General features: G+C 35.2%; 13 protein-coding genes (1 of these 13 only partly in view). 7 read left to right on the top strand and 6 right to left on the bottom strand.

From position 1 onward, the window contains the following. From Q4Q47_RS12795 to Q4Q47_RS12770, 6 genes are all read right to left on the bottom strand, one after another. A complete protein-coding gene (locus Q4Q47_RS12795; protein WP_303307045.1) occupies positions 1-3,363 on the bottom strand; it encodes a SusC/RagA family TonB-linked outer membrane protein in 3,363 nt (1,120 codons plus the stop codon). Positions 3,364-3,575: 212 nt separating this feature from the next. After that, positions 3,576-4,748 carry a FecR family protein gene (locus tag Q4Q47_RS12790; protein WP_303307044.1) on the bottom strand — a complete coding sequence of 391 codons (1,173 nt, stop codon included), beginning with the start codon at positions 4,746-4,748 and terminating at the stop codon, positions 3,576-3,578. Between the two features lie 71 nt (positions 4,749-4,819). Next, positions 4,820-5,362: an RNA polymerase sigma factor gene (locus Q4Q47_RS12785; RefSeq protein ID WP_303307043.1), complete on the bottom strand. Its 543-nt coding sequence runs from the start codon at positions 5,360-5,362 to the stop codon at positions 4,820-4,822. A 693-nt stretch (positions 5,363-6,055) separates the two neighbouring features. Further along, positions 6,056-8,500, bottom strand: a complete 2,445-nt coding sequence (locus Q4Q47_RS12780; protein WP_303307042.1) for a helix-turn-helix domain-containing protein — start codon at positions 8,498-8,500, stop codon at positions 6,056-6,058. A 293-nt stretch (positions 8,501-8,793) separates the two neighbouring features. Further along, on the bottom strand, positions 8,794-9,882 hold the full coding sequence (locus Q4Q47_RS12775) for a DNA helicase PriA (protein WP_303307041.1): 1,089 nt from the start codon (positions 9,880-9,882) through the stop codon (positions 8,794-8,796). A gap of 7 nt (positions 9,883-9,889) precedes the next feature. Beyond that, positions 9,890-11,029 carry an SPFH domain-containing protein gene (locus Q4Q47_RS12770; RefSeq protein WP_303307040.1) on the bottom strand — a complete coding sequence of 380 codons (1,140 nt, stop codon included), beginning with the start codon at positions 11,027-11,029 and terminating at the stop codon, positions 9,890-9,892. Between the two features lie 495 nt (positions 11,030-11,524). On the opposite strand from Q4Q47_RS12770, the gene Q4Q47_RS12765 reads away from it, so the two are divergent. From Q4Q47_RS12765 to Q4Q47_RS12735, 7 genes are all read left to right on the top strand, one after another. After that, the gene (locus Q4Q47_RS12765) at positions 11,525-13,291 is read left to right on the top strand and encodes a PQQ-dependent sugar dehydrogenase (RefSeq protein ID WP_303307039.1); all 1,767 of its coding nucleotides are present in this window, start codon (positions 11,525-11,527) and stop codon (positions 13,289-13,291) included. Positions 13,292-13,361: 70 nt separating this feature from the next. Next, positions 13,362-14,612 (top strand): amidohydrolase/deacetylase family metallohydrolase, encoded by a 1,251-nt coding sequence (locus Q4Q47_RS12760; RefSeq protein ID WP_303307038.1) that lies wholly within the window; start codon positions 13,362-13,364, stop codon positions 14,610-14,612. A gap of 35 nt (positions 14,613-14,647) precedes the next feature. Then, a complete protein-coding gene (locus Q4Q47_RS12755) occupies positions 14,648-15,781 on the top strand; it encodes a bile acid:sodium symporter family protein (protein ID WP_303307037.1) in 1,134 nt (377 codons plus the stop codon). A 38-nt stretch (positions 15,782-15,819) separates the two neighbouring features. Continuing rightward, complete coding sequence (locus Q4Q47_RS12750; RefSeq protein ID WP_303307036.1) at positions 15,820-16,746, top strand: RraA family protein; 927 nt, start codon at positions 15,820-15,822, stop codon at positions 16,744-16,746. Positions 16,747-16,805: 59 nt separating this feature from the next. Continuing rightward, positions 16,806-17,285, top strand: a complete 480-nt coding sequence (locus Q4Q47_RS12745) for a RidA family protein (protein WP_303307035.1) — start codon at positions 16,806-16,808, stop codon at positions 17,283-17,285. Positions 17,286-17,306: 21 nt separating this feature from the next. Next, positions 17,307-18,521 carry a selenocysteine synthase gene (locus Q4Q47_RS12740; protein ID WP_303307034.1) on the top strand — a complete coding sequence of 405 codons (1,215 nt, stop codon included), beginning with the start codon at positions 17,307-17,309 and terminating at the stop codon, positions 18,519-18,521. Positions 18,522-18,564: 43 nt separating this feature from the next. Then, positions 18,565-18,946, top strand: partial view of a RidA family protein gene (locus tag Q4Q47_RS12735; protein ID WP_303307033.1) — the 5' portion only. Its footprint extends 152 nt past the window's final position; 382 of the gene's 534 nt are visible here — the first part of the coding sequence; the start codon lies at positions 18,565-18,567; its stop codon lies beyond the right edge, outside the window.

The following is an 18,946-nucleotide window of genomic DNA, read 5'->3' as shown; positions in this document are numbered from 1 at the left end:
TTAGAATGTTAAAGTTAAACCTAAAGAATAGCGTTTGGTATAAGGATAAAAATCGGCTGACCCATTTGTATTTTCTGCATCATATCCGCCATCTACAGCATCTATAGTAAATAAATCCTCTCCACTTAAATAAAATCTCAAGCTACTTATTCCTACTTTTTCTAAGACATCTGTAGGTATGGAGTAACCTAGGGTAATATTTTTAAATCTAGCGTAGGCGCCACTTACTCTAGTATTCTCAGATGTTCTATAATTCCACTCCCTCGTACCTCCGGTTGTAAGTCTTGGATATTTTGCTGTTGGATTCTCTGGTTGCCATGTATTTTGATAAAATCTTCTTAACGGCTGCCACCAAGGCTGTTGAAAAGGAATAGAAAAACTACCACTATAAAAGATTGATCTTTTTCCAACACCTTGAACAAAGGTGCTAAAATCGAAATTTTTATAATTTGCTGCTAAATTGATACCAAAGTTATATCGTGATGTATTGGTTCCTAAATTTATAATATCGGCATCATTACCATCATCATCATAAGTAGAAATTCTACCGTCTCCATTTAAATCTTTATATCGCGCATCACCAATAGCTATATCGGCCGGGATGTTTTCAAGCTTTTTATACTCGTTTAGTTCGACTTGATTTTGGATAATACCATCCCAGGCCCAACCAAAAATAGTGCCTAACGGATACCCTTCTCTTGTATCACTTACACGATCTCTTCCATCTAAATCTATTAACTTATTGGTATTGTCACTTAAAATCACACCAATACTATATGAAAAATCTTCGGAAACTGTATCCTTCCAATTTAAGCTTAATTCAAAACCTTTGGTTTCTAAACTCCCTATGTTTTGAGCTGGAGCAGCTCCTCCTAAAACGGAAGGTAAGTTAACCCCTAATAACATGTTGTCGTTTTCCTTTTTAAAAATATCGAATGAACCTGACAACTTAGAGTTTAAAAAAGAGAAGTCAATTCCAATATTAGTTGTTTTTATATCTTCCCATGTTCTGTTCTGTGATACGATACCTGCTTCTGAGGCACTTTGAGCTTGTTCTCCATCACCAAACGGGTATTGGCCACCAATATTGATAAGTGCAATATAATCGTAAAGGTTTCCAGTACTTAAGTTTTGATTTCCAGTCGTTCCTTGTGATGCCCTAATTTTTAAATGATCAAAAATATTTAGGTTTTTAATAAACTTTTCTTCTGAGGCTAACCAAGCTAGACTTACGCCTCCAAAATCACCCCATCTTTTGTCCGGAGAAAATACGGAGGTTCCATCTCTACGATAATTTATTTCCGCAATATATTTTGAGTTAAAAGTATATGTTAATCTTCCAAAAAATGATCTTATAGCCCAATGACTAGCATTTGCTCCATTCTCCATGTTTTCGGTATCACCTAAGTTTAAGCTCAATACTTCTGTTTGTGAAAAATCCTGTCTACTTGCCCAAAAACCACTATTTTCATTTTCTTCATGACTTGCTCCAGCTGTTAAACCTATATCATGTTTATTCCCGAATTGCTTATGATAATCTAAATATGCTGTGAAGTTTTTATAAGTAGACTCTGATGATGATTGCGTTAAACTATTCCTTGACCTTGTACTTCCAGAAGAGGTATCATTATAATTCCATCTTAAACTAATCGCATTAAAATCTTTACCAGTGTTAACACCTCTATTTATAGCAGCCTGAGTGTAAATCTTCAAACCATCAGTAATCTTATAGTTTAGTAAAAAATTCCCTCTTAATACTTCCGAAATTCTAGTTCTTTTACCTTGATCTCTGTTAGCTCGTTGCCTAGGATTTCCAAAACCCCATTGGGTTACATAGTTCTCTCCAGATTGACTAAATATAGGAAGCCAGGTAAAAACTCTATTTCTCAATGCAAAAATGTTATTGGAAGTAGCAGCACCTTCTAAATTTCTATTACGGTCGTAACTAATCTTAGTTTCTAATCGCAAACGATCTGTAAGATTGTAACCATGATTAAAACGGAAATTAATACGCTCATTAGAATCCCAGGCATTACTTAATATTCCGTCCGTTCTAGTAAATCCAGCAGATGCTAAATAATCTGAACGTTCTCCACCACCGCTTATAGTAACATTGTGACTTTTTTGTGTCCCATCATCAAAAAGGGCTTTGTCCCAATCTTCTAGTTTATAAAACAAAAAAGCGTTTCCGCCAATATCATCAGGTTCAGCCCCAGCATCAATTTTTGCTAAAACTTCATCTAAAGTTCCTCCGCCTGCAAACTGGGGAGATGCACCAGCAGCCGTTTTTGCTTCCCAGTCCATTTCTACCCATTGTCTTAAGTTTACTCGTTCTGTTAAATTAGATCTAACATTCGTAGAATAATTGGTAGTTAAAGTAACTTGTGGAGCTTGATTTTTTCTTCCGGTTTTTGTAGTAATAAGTATAACCCCTCCAGCTGCTCTAGCTCCATAAATTGCTGCCGAAGCATCTTTTAAAACGGTAGTAGACTTAACATCGTTAGGGTTTAATAAGTTAATATCTCCTTCTACACCATCAATTAATATAAGAGGTGAATTCCCACCATCATTTATAGAGTTAGTACCTCTTATATTTATAGAGTAGCCTTCTCCTCCTGGTCTTCCACTTGACCTATTGATTGTTAGACCTGGGACTGCACCCTGCAAACCATTAATCACATTTGTTATAGGTCTTTCCTCTAACACCTCTCCCGAAATTTGTCCAACTGCTCCTGTGGTTGTTTTTCTAGTACGCTGACCATAGCCAATTATCACAACTTCTTCTAGATGGCTTGTAGATTCTTCAAGTATTATAGAAACATTTGTTTGGTTGTTGACTGCAATTTCCTGAGTAACAAACCCTAAAAAAGAAACAACAAGTATCGCATTTGCATCCGTTACATTTAATGAGAATTTACCATCAAAATCGGCTTGAGTACCATTGCTGGTCCCTTTTTCTATAATATTGGCTCCAGGCAGGGGTACTCCAGACATATCTGAAACAATACCTGATACCTGAATGCCCTGATTTTCTTTAGAATTAACACTATTAAATTTCGCATCATTTTTAATTATCACAATATTACCATTGGATAATTCAAAATCCATATTATTATTTAATAGGCTTTTTTTCAATAACTCTGTTATAAGAACTTCACCTTTTTTTAATTGAATCTTTGGCTTGTTCTTAAATAGCCTTTTGGGGTAAATAAAATCATAATCGGTTTGGTTTTGAATGATTTTAAATACTTGATCGATTGTAGCCAATTGATCTTGATCGATTTTCACTTTCTCTTGAGAAAACACATTCTCTGTATTGAAACTAAAAACAGTAGTACAAAATAAAAAGATGAACGTCTTCATAATTGTAGATAAGACCCGTTTCCTAATATTGGAACGGACAGTGGTTAATTTAATTTTCATAAATTTGCTTTGTGTTAGTTAAACATTAATTAATACATAGTATAGGGGCGAAGTTTTGATACCGGAAAATTTCTCTACTTCGCTTCCTTTCTTGTTCGAACATTCCTTTATCTAAATCTTTTTTGATTTAAAAAATTAGATTAATTCTGTTCTTATTTTAATACGACATTCTTACCACTAATGGTATAATCTTTAATTGTTCCAAAACTTTTAATACCAGATAATACTTTATTTATATCTCGATTTCTTCTTAATACGCCAACAAATTCTTCGTCCTCAATGTCTTTGTTCATAAAAACAACTTCCATATCGTACCATCTGGACATGACTTTCATAATCTCTTTCAATGTTTTACCATCAAAACTAAATATGCCTTCTTTCCAAGAGATCTCATTATAGACATCTACATTAGCAACCTCTATAGTATTTGTATTCTTATCTAAAACCGACTGTTGGTTAGGTAATAACTTTTGCTTTGTACCTTCTTGATTTATCAACACTAGACCTTCTACTAAAGTTGTATAAATATTCGTTTCGTCTTTATAAGCTTTAATATTGAATTCTGTACCTAGCACTTCGATGTCCTGATTTTGATTGTGGACTATAAATTTTGAACCATTATGTGCTGTACTTGGGCTCACATCAAAATAAGCCTCACCATACACCAATTCCACTTTACGACTTTCTCCCTTAACAAAACTTGTAGGGTATTTAAGCTGCGATTCTGAATTTAACCAAACTTGTGTGCCATCTGAAAGCTTAATTAACCATTCCCCTCCACGCGGGATCGTTAAATAATTGTATGTGATTTCTTCTTTTGTAGTGTTCGCAGCATTATAAACTAATTCTTCCCCTGTACTCTTTATATTATTACTTTGGAATGTTTGCCCTTTTTCTAATGCGACTACAGAACCATCCCCTAAAGTTAACACCGCTTTGTCTGTACCGGTTTCTATTATATTTGTCTTTACAATTATTGGCGAATCCTCAATAGGTTTACTAAATAAATCCCCCTTGAATATATAACTAGTGGCAAGAATACCTACCAACACGGCTGCTGCATATTGTACCACTTTTCTTTTATAAAAGGGAATAACCTTGCTTTTTTGTTTTGGCTTAACATTTTCTTGGATTGCTTTCCAAGCAGCATTTACATCTAATTCTGAAATATCGTAAGCCCCGCTTCCTTCATTTTTTAATTGAAGCAACCGCTTGTATAGTCTTTCGTTTACATTAGAACTTTTAAGCCACTCTTGGAATATAATCTCTTCCTCTGGAGTTAGATTATTTCTTAACTTTTTAAATATGACATCTATATTTCTCACCTCAACCTAATCTAAATGATCTTATTGTTATACTAATAAGACCCATAACTTAAATTTAGGGTGATGTTTTTTTAACTTAATTTTATTTTTTTAGAATAAATCTTTTCTTGAGAAAATAAAAAGAGTAGTAAATGCGTATCTTTTAATGAAGATCTTAAAATTTTAAATGCTTTTTTCATTTGAGTTTTTACCGTGTTAATCGATATTTTTAAGACCTCTGCCGCTTCTTTATACTTAAGGTCGTTTAACACACATAATAAAAATACATTTTTACATTGTTCTGGTAGTAAATCTATTTGTTTATATAATTCTATTTTATTCTTAAGCGCTATGGCTTCTTGTTCTTCTGTATTGGCTGGATTATAAAAAAGATTGTGGTTAGAGAGCGTATCCGTTTTCTTCCTCTTTTGGATTCTTTTTAAACTGGTGTTACGCACAGCTGTTTTAAAATAACTTTCACTATTTTTTAATTCCTTCAGTTTGTTTTGCTCTATTATTTTTACAAAAACATCCTGAACGACATCTTTTGCCTCATTAATGTCCTTTAAATAATAATAGGACAGAATGCACAGTTCTTTATAGTTTTTTCTAAATATTTCTTCAATAGAATCCAAAAAGAGTCTTCTTTAATATTGTTATGTACTGCTTTTTTAAAATAACTTTCACTATTTTTTAATTCTTTCAGTTTGTTTTGTTCAATTATTTTTACAAAAACATCCTGAACTGTATCCTTTGCCTCATTAATATCCTATAAATAATAACTTAGGACAGCATGCATAGTTCTTTATATTTTTTTTAAAAAATATTTCTTCAATAGAATCTAAAAGGAACTTTATTAAATATTGATAGCTATACCAAATTAGCCGAAAAACTAATTAACCTAAACTTCTAATTTCAACGTGAACAAATCTAAATAAAACAAATTAATTAAACATCTTCACTTGCATTATAAATATTATTTGCAATAATTCCAAATTAGTTAGGTGGCAAAGCAATGTAACTTTAGAAACAAATCAAAAATTTGCAGTGGCAATTATGGCTAAAATATAGTAAGTCTACTTGTATTTATCTTAAAGATTCGGATTATTCTTTTGCGCCTAGCTTTGAGATTTTTTTTGTGACTAGGTTAGAACCTTTTGAAATTTCAAACGATGACATTTGAGCGTAAATATGCTCTCGCATACTTACATGAACACAGGTATTCGCAAGTACACCTTTTATATAAAGAAGCACTTAAAATGTGTATATAGATTTACACATATATACTAAAGCACATTTTAAAGTATAATTCCCCCCTTAAACGCTTATTACTTATACAAATCGTCAAGCACCAAACGCAATTCTCCATAACTATACTTAGCATCTACTTGGTGTTTTAAATCAGAGAGATTTTCAAACTTTGTTTTGGGGATAATGTTTTTTAGTTCTTCATAATGAACTTCGGAGATCAAATCGGTTATTTTTACTTCGCCTGAAGATATAAAGCTTGCCAAATGCCCTGTAATGGTATTCACATTCAAGTCACGTTCTAAAGCGATTGCTTCAGCAGATTTTCCCATTTTAAATAAGTCTAAGGAAATCTTTTTAGTATCGCCTTTTTTTCGCTTTGGTTTTGGTTTCTCAAAAAGATCTATCTCACTAGCATCAGAAGTTTCAATATCGTTCTCGTCACAATAGGTTCTAATCACTTCTAAAATGGCGGTTCCATATTTTTCAACCCGCACCTTCCCCATACCGTTAACTTGTTTTAGTTCTTGCTTATTCGTTGGTAAGGTTTCGCACATGTCGTATAAAGCTTTCTGTGTAAACACCTGAAAATGCACCAAATCTTCTCGTTTAGCTATACTGTTTCGTAGCTCACGTAATAACTCAAATAACTCAATATTGGTCGTCCCATCAATAATTGTTTTTCTAGGTTTCTTAGGTTTGTCTTTAGCAAGAAAAACGGATTTAGCACGTAATTCTAAAAAGGTGATCACATTAAAACCAGTTGTTAAACCTTCAAAATACAAGAGCTTGCTCGTCAACAATTCTTCTAGAGTGTCAAACTGTTTAAGCATATCTTTTTCAATCGTCTTGTTGTCCGTAGTAAAACCAAAGGATTTTATAGCGGGGCTTATACGCTCTTTTGTCTGGACACTGAAATAGTTGATCGCTTTAATAAACCGTTCTTGAAGCGCTTCACTCGATTCAGGCGCTTCAGAAGTTTCAGATAGGGCGGTTAGTTGTGCCTTAAATGCATTGGCTACTTTTAACAGTTCTGTAACACAAGATTTCATAGTATCTAAAGGATCTTCTACTTGTCCCTCTATACTGGTTTTATTCTTATAATAAATATCAAGTATACGTCCTATAGGATGGAGAAACTTATAAAAATCGAATAATTCTGCTATTAAATTCAACTGAAATTCCGATTTAGAAGCTTGTAATATACCTTTGTCTGGTTGATTCTCTTCAGCCATTTTATTAAAAGACAATACATTACTATCACTAATAATCTGACTGGAATTTATTTTACTATTTAGCACCAAACCTTCTAAAGATTTACATCTGCTTAATGCCACATAAGTTTGTCCATGTGCAAAAGCACCTTGAGCATCGATAATAGCTTTTTCAAAGGTTAGTCCCTGGCTTTTATGTATGGTTATAGACCATGCTAGTCGTAAAGGCATCTGCGTATAAGCACCTATTTTATTTTCGGTAATGGCTTTGGTTTCTGCATCAACAGTATAATTAATATTCTCCCAGATTTCTGGTGTGGTCACTATATTAAAATCATCTTCCTGACAATGTACGATCACTTCATCTCTGTCTAGGTGAATCACTTTTCCTATCTTTCCATTGAAATAGCGCTTTTCGGGTGAACTGTCATTTTTTATAAACATGACTTGCGCACCAACCTTTAAAGTTAGTTTCTCTTTATTAGGGTAGGCATATTCCGGAAACTTACCTTCAACACTAGCATCATAAGTATACGTCTTACTCTTTAGTTTATCCAGTTCTCTATTATTGGTCTGTTCTGCCTTATTATTATGCGTTGTTAAGGATATATAACCTTCTTTTTCATCTGGCACAAAATCGGGTTGGTAGCGTTTGTTTAATTCATCAGCTGAGGCTTGTGTTAGTGTATTGGTTCGGATCTCATTAAGAATGCTAATAAATTTAGGATTATCTTGCCTAAAAATATGACTCAATTCTATAGTAATAGCTTGACATTGTAGATACGCCTGACTACTAAAAAAGAACCCGTTTCTATAATAGGGTTTTAGTAATTCCCATTCATTTTCTTTTATAATAGGAGATAACTGTTGTAAATCGCCTATCATTAATAATTGAACACCTCCAAATACTTTATTTCTACTCTTAAAACGTCTCAAAACGCGATCAATACCATCCAATAAATCGGCACGAACCATACTAATCTCATCAATGACCAACAAATCCAGAGACTTAATGATGTTTATTTTGGTCTTGCTAAACTTACGATTAAAACCAGAAGATGTATTATTTAAGTCTGTATCTGGCAAAAGCGGACCAAAAGGCATCTGAAAAAACGAATGTATGGTCACTCCCTTTGCATTAATAGCCGCCACACCAGTAGGTGCAACCACTACCATACGCTTTAAAGATTTCATTTTCAACTTATGCAAAAATGTCGTCTTCCCAGTACCTGCTTTCCCTGTTAAAAATACATTTCTATCCGTATTATTAACAAAGTCCCAAGCTAAATCCAGTTCTTTATTTTCTATCATTATGTTTATTATAAAAACGCATTAAAGATAAGAAACCAACTACGAGTTTTACACTAAAAAAATTAAATAATTTGGATAAGCTTTTTACCTTACTATTCTCATTTATAAGTTGAGATGATTGTTTTATATACAGACCTACTTTTTTGAGCGGTATCCTTTTAACTGCAACCATCAAAACTATCACCTATAAAAAATAAATTTGTCGTTTGTAAAAAAAGGAACTTTTCCAAATCCTCTTGTAAGGCTTTTAACCCTTCTAAAATATCACCTACTACAAATAGTTTTCATTGATTTTAGTTTGTAAAAAACACAATAACTCCAATAACAATTAGAATACCTAGTACCAAAAAGAAAATCTTCCAGAATGAGTACGGTCGTTGCCCAGACAATACCCCTGTTTGCCCATTTACAAAGAAATTATATCGTTTTCCTTTAAATTGGTATGCGCTTATGTAAACAGGTAATAAAATATGTTTAAAAGTCTCTTCGCTTAACTGCATATTAATGGAAGAGACGCGTTGCGTATCTCCGCCAATATCATTTTTAGCCCATCGGGTGGCAATCGTCTTGGCTTCATTTGTAGCAACTAAATGCCCTTCTTTTAGGGGGATGGTATATTTTTCGGTAACAAAACCAGCTAAAAAACTACTGTTAAAAGGTTGTAGTTGTTTTAAGTTCCATCGAGACACTTTTGAGGGTATGACACCGGTTTTTTGTTTGGAAGCTTTAATCAAGGTATCATCCACAAATCCGCTTACATTGCCAGAAGCAGGATACCAACGTGTTCTACGCTCTTGTACAGTACGCCTATTTTTTCCAGAACCTACTGTTTTTGTTACATAATAGTACTCACCCCTTTGCCCTATATAGGTTGCAAAAAGTTGGGCATCAAATGTCCAATAGGGAGCGTACAGTCCTTTAGTATGTTGTGGATCTAAAGCAGCCTTTTTTAAATTGTTGGGAGCAAACCATAGGCTAGCGACCCAATTTTTAAAAATTTGATGCGCTTTTTCTTGCGTTATCTGAAAAGGAACAACAGCCCCCGGCAAAATCCAATCTTCTTTATAAGCGTCTTCAATAATAAGAGGCATACTACAATAAACACAATGCAACGACTTGTAGTTTTCTTCAACATGTTGATTGGCACCGCAGTTTTTACATTGTAGCATGGTAATTTGCTCACTATGCGACTGCCCTCCCATTTTATTAAGGTATTTTACAAGTTCTAGCTCTTCAAAACTATTTTCTGAAACAGGAATTTCCTGCTCATAGTTACAATAATCACATGTAAGTGAAGTAGTGCCCGGAGCATAAGTAAGCTCCGCACCACAGTTGATACAGGATTTTTTAAGCTCAGATTTTTGAGTGAATGTTTCTTGCATATTATTTTTACGCAGGAAGAGGTGGTGGAGTACTTCCTCCTAAAAAGGCTTTTAGTTCTTCCACTTCTTGTAATACTGTCCAATTTTGCATGCCTTGCTTCCACACCAAGGTTTCTTTGTTTACCGTTCTATTGGCAAATAATACTCTTAACTGCTCAAAGTTAACAGGACCAGCTTGTTGTCCATTTAATGCGTAAAAGTACTGTACGGCTATTGGCATTGGAGGTGGTACAGCTACTTGTTGCTGTGCCACCATAGGACTTGTAGTTGTCTGTTGCGTTCCTCCTGTCATCATACCACTCATTTGCTGAGCCAAGACAAAGCCCATTCCCATTCCCATTCCCGCACCCGCAGTACCTCCTTCGTTTGTAGCGGCAGCTTCAATGGCTTTGGCTGTTTTAAATTTGGTGAGTTTCTCAAGGTCTAATTTGTCTATACGACTATACTCAAAAATTTCTTTTTTAAGATCCTCGGGCATAGATACATTTTCAATAAAGAACTTTTCGAGAGAGATCCCCACACTATTAAACTCAGGCTGCATGACTTCTTTACAGGTTTCCGATAGTTCTGAAGTATTGGCAGCGTATAACTCAATAGGTAAATTTGCCTCGCCTACAGTATCAGTAAAACGCGTTGCAATTAAACTTTTTAAATGTTCGTTTATTTCAAAATTGGTAAAATTATTGTCTGTTCCTACAATATCTATAATAAATTTACCTGGATCGTTAATTTTAAAAGCATAGGTTCCAAAAGCTCTAATTTCAACAAGCCCAAAACGTTCATCATTTAAAGTAATTGGGTTTTTAGTACCCCATTTCTCGTCTGTAAAAAGGTGGGTGTTTACAAAATAAACTTCTGCCTTAAAAGGGCTGTTAAATCCATATTTCCAACCTTTAAGTGTAGCTAGTATCGGTAGATTTTGTGTATTTAAAGTATAAGTTCCCGGTGTAAATACATCGGCGAGTTGCCCTTCATTAATAAAAACCGCGACTTGCCCTTCCCTAACAATCAGTTTTGCTTCGTTTTTTATTTCGTTTTGATAGCGTTCAAAACGGTGTACAATAGTATCATCGGTATAGTCTAGCCACTCAATAATATCAATAAATTCGTGACTTAGTTTTTCTTTTATTTTGTCAAAAAGCCCCATAAGGTTATGTGTTAAAAAATTTATTACTAAATATAAGTATTATATTAAATAAGAATGTTACAGATAAAGGTATTTTTAAGATTAGTAAAATTTAAGAGTAGCTATTAATTTAAGTTAAATAACCATAAAAATGACATTTTCCGTATTATGTTAAGTATTACACATCCAGCCAGCCTCCTTTAATTTCAAAATTCATTTAAAAGCGCGTGAATGAAAATTGAATAATAATTATTCTAAATACATCCCACATCCATATTCAAAATAAAAAAAGAGTCTTAATAAATGCTTCACTTATAAAAAATTTAATACTCTTTTCATTTTTTACTATATTTATAAAAACCATAATGTAATCATTATAAGTAAATTATACCATTTTTAACTAAAATCTTTCGTGAAAGTTCTGACTGAATAAACATTAATAGCCTCAAAGAATATTGAATTGAAATTGACATTTGTCTAAGATCTACTTATAAAAGCATGTATTAAATGATATTTATGAATTTTCGATCAAGATCTATATTATTCGCTCTTTGTATAATAGTAAGTTTTATTCAATGTACTCAAAAATCAATATTACCACCAGGAGACCCCGATAATGGAGGGCTCTTTATTCCTGATGATTTTGAAGCTTTAATAGTAACAGATAGCATTGAAGGTAAAGCAAGACACCTTACCGTTGATAAATTCGGAACCATCTATGTCAATTTAAGGTATTCCAAAAATGGAGAAGCCATAGTGATATTACGAGATACAACTCAAAATGGAAAAGCAGACATCATTGAGAGGTATGGCAACATAAAAAAAGACTCTTCAGAATCAAGAGGTGGTTATTCCACAGCTATGAAAATACATAACGGTTATGTTTATTTTAGTACAGAATTGGTTGTGTATCGTTATAAACTGGATAAAAAAGGTCAAATTGTTCCTGGTGACCCTGAAATTATCATGACGGACGATCATGAACATGGACAACATCAACATATTGCAAAACCAATAGCTTTTGATAATAAAGGCTATATGTATGTGCCTTTTGGAGGTCCATCTAATGCTTGCCAAGTAGAAGGGAGAACACCCGAATCTCCTGGAATAGATCCTTGCCCCCAACTAGAACACCATGGAGGTATCTGGAGATTCGATGTAAATAAAACAGGGCAGACCCAAAAAGATGGTTATAAATTTGCAACCGGAATTCGAAGTGTGGTAGGATTAGATTGGAATCCGGTTGATGAAACCCTTTACGCCGTAGTACATGGTAGGGACGATCTATATCGTTTATTCCCTAACCAATTTACCCCATGGGAAAGCGCTATGTTACCTGCGGAAGAATTTATCAGAGTGACTGAAGGCTCAGATTTCGGATGGCCCTACTGTTATTATGATCAGCTTCAAAACAAAAAAGTATTAGCACCCGAATACGGCGGAGATGGTAAAATCGTAGGACGGTGTGAGTCCTGTGATGATCCCGTTATAGGCTTTCCAGGACATTGGGCTCCTAACGATCTTATGTTCTATACAGGTAACCAGCTTCCCGAACGCTATAAAAATGGGGCGTTTATTACCTTTCATGGTTCTACCAATAGAGGTCCCTACCCTCAGTCTGGGTATTTTGTTGGTTTTGTTCCCTTTAAAGATGGAAAGGCAACAGGAGATTGGGAAGTTTTTGCAGACGGTTTTGCTAAAAAGGATCCCATCGTAAGCGTATATAGAGCTGTTAACAGACCGATGGGTGTTACAACCGGTCCAGACGGATCCATATACATTAGTGATTCTAATCAAGGGAAAATATGGCGGGTTATGTATAAAGGCCATAAAGCTAGTTTTGGAGAAAAGGAACTGGCAGCCATGGAACAACGAAAATTAGTTACCCATATAAAAACACCAGACAAGGAAAAAGACAACTTAATGAAAGATGAACTATTATTAGGAGGACACAAGCTATACTTCAGATATTGTAGTGCCTGCCATCAAGACGATGGACATGGAGCAGGTGGTAGATTTCCAACATTGGTTCATACTGATTGGGTTACAGGAGATAAATCACGATTGATAAAAGTCATTCTTCAGGGACTGGAAGGAACCATCGAAGTTAATGGTGAGTCTTTTAGTGGTTTAATGCCCCAGCACAGTTTTTTAACCGACGATGAAATAGCAGAAGTTTTAACTTATATCCGTACCAATTTTGGTAATGAAGCTTCCACAATAGAAACAAAAGAAGTAAGTCGGATTAGAAAAAAATTAAAAAAGGAACATAATCATAACTAAGGATAATTGAGCCATAAATTACTCGGGGAAATATCTAAATGATCAAAATCATGAATAAATACCGTTTACTATGATTAGATTAAATAAAAAAAACTTGTTAAGTGTCTGTGTAATAAGTCTTATTAGTTCTCTGGCGTTAAGTCAAGACTATGATATTCTAATAAAAGGAGGACAGCTAATTGATGCTAAAAACAATATAAATAGTATTATGGATATTGCCATCGTCGATGGAAAAATAGCTCAGATAAGTACTAATATTTCGAAAGATCGTGCAAAAAAAACTATAGATGCCTCTGGACTTCTAGTATCATCAGGGCTTCTGGACATACATGGTCATAATTTTTTCGGAACACAACCTAAAGCCTATTTAAGTAATAGTTTTAGTAGTCTCCCTCCTGATGGTTTCACCTTTAGAAGTGGCGTGACAACCATTGTTGATGTTGGTGGTGCGGGCTGGAAAAATTTCGAGACCTTTAAAGAACAAACCATCGACCGGTCAAAGACACGAGTATTGTCCTTTTTAAATATTATAGGTTCAGGCATGAAAGGAGGTGCTATCGAACAAAACATTACGGATATGGACCCTATAGCCACAGCTAATAAGGCTAAACAATATCCCGGGATCATTGTTGGTGTAAAACTGGCACATTATTCTGGCCCGTTCTGGGAACCAACAGATCTGGCAGTGAGAGCAGGAACACTTGCAAACATACCAGTTATGATCGATTTTGGTGGTAGCGAACCAGAATTGAATATGAAAACCTTACTCATGGAAAAACTAAGACCTGGTGATATTTTCACTCATTGTTATGCACATATAAAAGGAAGAACAGCATTGGTTGATGAACATGGAAAGGTTAGACCCTATGTTTTTGAGGCACAAAACAAAGGAGTTATATTTGATGTAGGTCATGGCGGAGGTAGTTTTATATTTAGCCAAGCTATTCCGGCCACGCAACAAGGTTTTTGGCCAAATTCCATTAGCACTGATCTACATACTGGTAGTATGAATGGAGGCATGAAGGATCTCACAAACATTATGTCCAAATTTTTAAATATGGGCATGCCTGTTAACAAAATACTTGAGAGTGTCACCTGGAACCCAGCGCAATATATTAAGAGAACCGACTTAGGACATTTGTCTGTTGGTGCAGTTGCAGATGTTACCCTTTTAAAGTTAGTTGAAGGCGATTTTGGTTTTGTAGATACGAAAGGTTTAAGAATGTCTGGGTCGCAAAAAATAATTTGTGAATTAACCATAAGAAAAGGTGCCATCGTCTGGGATTTAAACGGCATCTCATCCACTTTATGGAATGAATAAATATGCCATTAAAAACAAGTAATAAAACAACCTATATGAAATCCATTTTTAAATTTTTACTATTCGGCTCAATTACCTGTCTGTTAATTACACTTATAATGTTAATCATGGGGCAAGGTTCAAATGCTGGATTCCCTCTCATGTTATTTTTCTTTCTCTTGGCTCTCGCTGTAAGAGGTACGCAAAAATTTAAAGGATTTTCATTTACCATATTGATCTTTGCGGCGGTTACCGTATCCATGTATTATCCATCTTATTTCACGAGTATAGGAAGTTTTAATCTAAAAAAGTTAATCGTTCCCTTACTTCAGATAATCATGTTTGGAATGGGTACCGCAATGAGTATTAAAGACTTTGGCAATGTTGTTAAAATGCCAAAAGGTGTTTTAGTCGGGCTTACTTGCCAATTTACAATAATGCCCCTATTAGGATTTAGTATTGCAAGTCTTTTTGGGTTCCCGGCCGAAGTTGCCGCGGGCGTCGTATTAGTTGGTTCATCGCCTAGTGGATTAGCATCTAACGTCATGGCATACCTTGCAAAAGCTAATCTGGCCCTTTCTGTTACACTTACAGCCGTTTCAACGGTCTTAGCACCATTAATGACTCCCTTATTGATGAAAGTATTTGCTGGTCAATTTGTGCCAATCGATTTTTGGTCCATGATGCTCAGTATATTGAAGATTGTGATTTTGCCAATAATAGTAGGCTTGATTTTTAATCATTTTTTCCATGGCAAAGCCAAATGGTTAGATAAGTTAATGCCTATAGTTTCTATGGTGGGAATAGCCCTCATTATTACCATTATTACAGCAGCTGGAAGGGATAGTTTACTCACCATTGGATTATTATTGGTATTAGCCGCTATCATCCACAATATCGCTGGATATTTTCTTGGGTATTGGGGCAGTCGCGCATTAAAAATGAGCGAACAAGATTGTCGTACTATAGCCTTAGAAGTTGGCATGCAAAATGGCGGGTTGGCTTCAGGAATAGCACTCGAAATGGGTAAAGTTGCAACCATTGGTCTGGCTCCGGCTGTTTTCGGCCCTTGGATGAATATTTCTGGTTCGTCATTGGCAACATGGTGGAGAGATAAAGACGCAGCAAAGAATTCCGGCTCGAATAACGCAGAGAAAAAAGAAACTGCTGACGAAAATGCAACTAAATAAAAAAAGACATTCTGAATAACCAGAAAAAACAAAAAAGTATGAAACACATCAAATCAATAACTTTAATTGGAATATGCCTGCTTATGTTCAATGTAACACTGGCACAAACCATCACAAAAGAACAGACTATATTTCTTACGCCATTATGGGAAGGTGAAAGGTTTCCTGATGGCCGCCCAAAAGTTCCGGATGATATTCTTGAAAGAATGAAAAGTGTTGCTATAGAAGAAGCCTGGGGTGTACTAAGAAACGAGGGATACCACAATCAATTTGAAGGAGGCTGGAAACCATTACATGATGATGCTCCTTTTGTAGGTCGGGCACTCACTGCTCAATACATGCCTAACCGTCCGGATGTTGCTGATCAAATTAAAAAGAAAGGAGAAAGAGATGGTCGTGTTGGAAACACCAATTCCTGGCCCATAGATATGCTTATTACTGGTGATGTTTATGTCGCCGATTGTTTTGGAAAAATTGTCGACGGTACTTTAATCGGGGATAATTTGGGAAATGCCATTTATGCCAAATCTAAAACAGGTGTTGTTTTTAATGCTTCAAGTCGCGATATGGAAGGGCTTTCCCAAATTGAAGGCTTTAATGCCTACGTACGGGATTGGCATCCTTCATTTCTTACCGAAGTGATGCTTTTAAGTTTAAACACACCTATTAGAATAGGAGCGGTAACAGTTTTACCAGGAGATGTCGTATTGGCGAAAAAGGAAGGTGTTATATTCATTCCTGCACACTTAGCAGAGAAAATTGTGATTACCTCAGAAATTGTAAGACTACGAGATTTATTTGGAATTACTAGACTCAAGGAAGGCGTTTACAGCCCTGGACAAATAGATAACAAATGGTCCGATGCTATTGAAAAAGATTTTTCGAAATGGCTTAATGATCATATAGATGAATTACCCGTACCAAAAGAACAAATACAAGAACTATTAAAAAAGAGAACGTGGTAGTATTATTCTGATACTGCTTTATCACTTATACCATAAAATAATCAATAAATCTATTACGTATGAACAACATGGAAAATAAAACCACAAGAAGATCCTCTCTAAAAAGAATGGGAATGGCTATTATTGGTGTCTTCGGTTTAGGCATAACAAAAGCAATGGCCAAGGAATCAAATCCTAAAAAAGAAGTACTTGATCTATCAAAAGATAGTCAAGAAATCCCTTTGTTTTCTGGTGCAGTAAAGCATGGCAATACGCTATACATAGCTGGAAAAGGCGCTCATTTTGAAGGAGATATTAAGGCACACACAGACCATGTATTAAAAGAACTTCAAAAAGAACTGGAAAAAAATGGTTCCTCTATGGAACAAGTCTTAAAAGTGAATGTGTATCTCCACGATTTGGAAGATTATAAAGGAATGAATGAAGTCTTCAGGGGTCGCTTTGGAAAAAAGCCTCCTGTTAGAACTACGGTTGCTACATATGGTGGTGTACCCGGAAAGTCACTCGTTGAGATGGATTGTATTGCCGCAGTTAATTAAATAACCATTAAAACTTAGAACATGGCATCACGAAGAGAATTATTAAAAACCCTATCCATGCTACCATTAGCTGGTGGTTTACTGGGGTCTGAATGGCTCCACGGACAGCCAATCAATAAAGTACTATTAGAACCTGCTACACGTAATTTTTTTAAAGAATTAGGGCTTAGAACATTTATTAATGCGGCAGGGACCTATACTTCTATGACTGGCTCGTTAATGTCTAAGGAAGTTACTTCTGCTATTAGTTACGGTGCAACAGAATACGTTAATTTGGATGAACTACAGGACAAAGTAGGAGAAAGGATCGCTGAGCTATTAGAATGTGAGTACGCTACTGTATCATCAGGAGCATTTGGAGCTATGACCATAGGTCTTGCCGGAGTCATTTCTGGAATGGACGAAAAAAAAGTGGCACAGCTTCCTGATACAACGGGGCTTAAAAATGAGGTCATCCTTCAAGAATCACATAATATTGTTTATACCCATGCCTTAACAAATGTTGGAGTAAAAATAATCACTGTAAAAACCGCTAAAGAACTGGAAAAAGCCATCAATAAAAATACTGCTATGTTATGGTTTTTAAACGCCAATACAGATGAGGGTGAAATTAAACAAGAAGCCTTTGTTAAACTAGGTAAAAAACACGGTATCCCAACATTTATTGACTGTGCAGCTGATGTCCCTCCAGTAGAAAACCTATATAAATTCACTAAAATGGGGTTTGATCTGGTCGCATTTTCGGGAGGAAAGGGCTTGAGAGGTCCACAAAGTGCTGGACTACTATTGGGTAACAAAAATCTTATCAAGGCTGCTCGACTTCATACACCACCGCGCGGACATACCATTGCTCGAGGTATGAAAGTTAACAAAGAAGAGGTTCTAGGCATGTTGGTAGCCTTAGAATTGTATTTACAAAAAGACCATATAAAGGAATGGAAAATGTGGGAATCACAAATAAAGTTAATTAGTGATAGTGTATTGTCTGTTAAAGGTGTTGAAACAGAGATTCATATCCCAAAATATGCTAATCATGTTCCTTCTTTAAAAGTTAGATGGGACCAGGACATTGTTAAAATGACTCCGAATGACGTTAGGTCTGAATTGAAAAATGGTCATCCATCTATCGAGACCGTGGGAAACGATAAAGAAATAGGCATAACCACTTGGATGATGGAGCCCGGTCAAGAAAGATTGGTTGCCCAACGACTTAGAGAAGTATTATCAAACATTTAACAATATAAAAAATATGAAAATATCTTGGATATGTATCCTTGCGTTGCTCTTAATAAGTTGTACGCAAAAAGCAACACAAAAGGAGCATACAAACACAACAAGTGTAGTTACAAATGACTACGATCCTGAAGCCAATCTGAAAAAGCTAAAAATAACCTTAAGGGCTCCATCTACCCCAGTTGCTAATTACGTAAATGTAGTTCGTACGGGAAATTTGTTATTCCTATCTGGTAAAGGTCCACTACAGGACAATGGAAAAAATATTACTGGAAAAATCGGTGCTGACCTTACTATTGAACAAGGGTATGAAGCAGCAAGAATCACAGCTATAAATCAACTATCGGTACTTAAATCAACACTTGGAAATTTAAATAAGGTAAAAAGAGTTGTAAAAGTTTTAGGAATGGTAAATGCCACTTCTGATT

This window comes from Flavivirga spongiicola (assembly GCF_030540825.1).
In the GTDB taxonomy this organism is placed as follows: Bacteria; Bacteroidota; Bacteroidia; order Flavobacteriales; family Flavobacteriaceae; genus Flavivirga; species Flavivirga spongiicola.
Note: the sequence above shows the minus strand (reverse complement) of the source record. Positions and strands in the feature narration are given on the sequence as shown.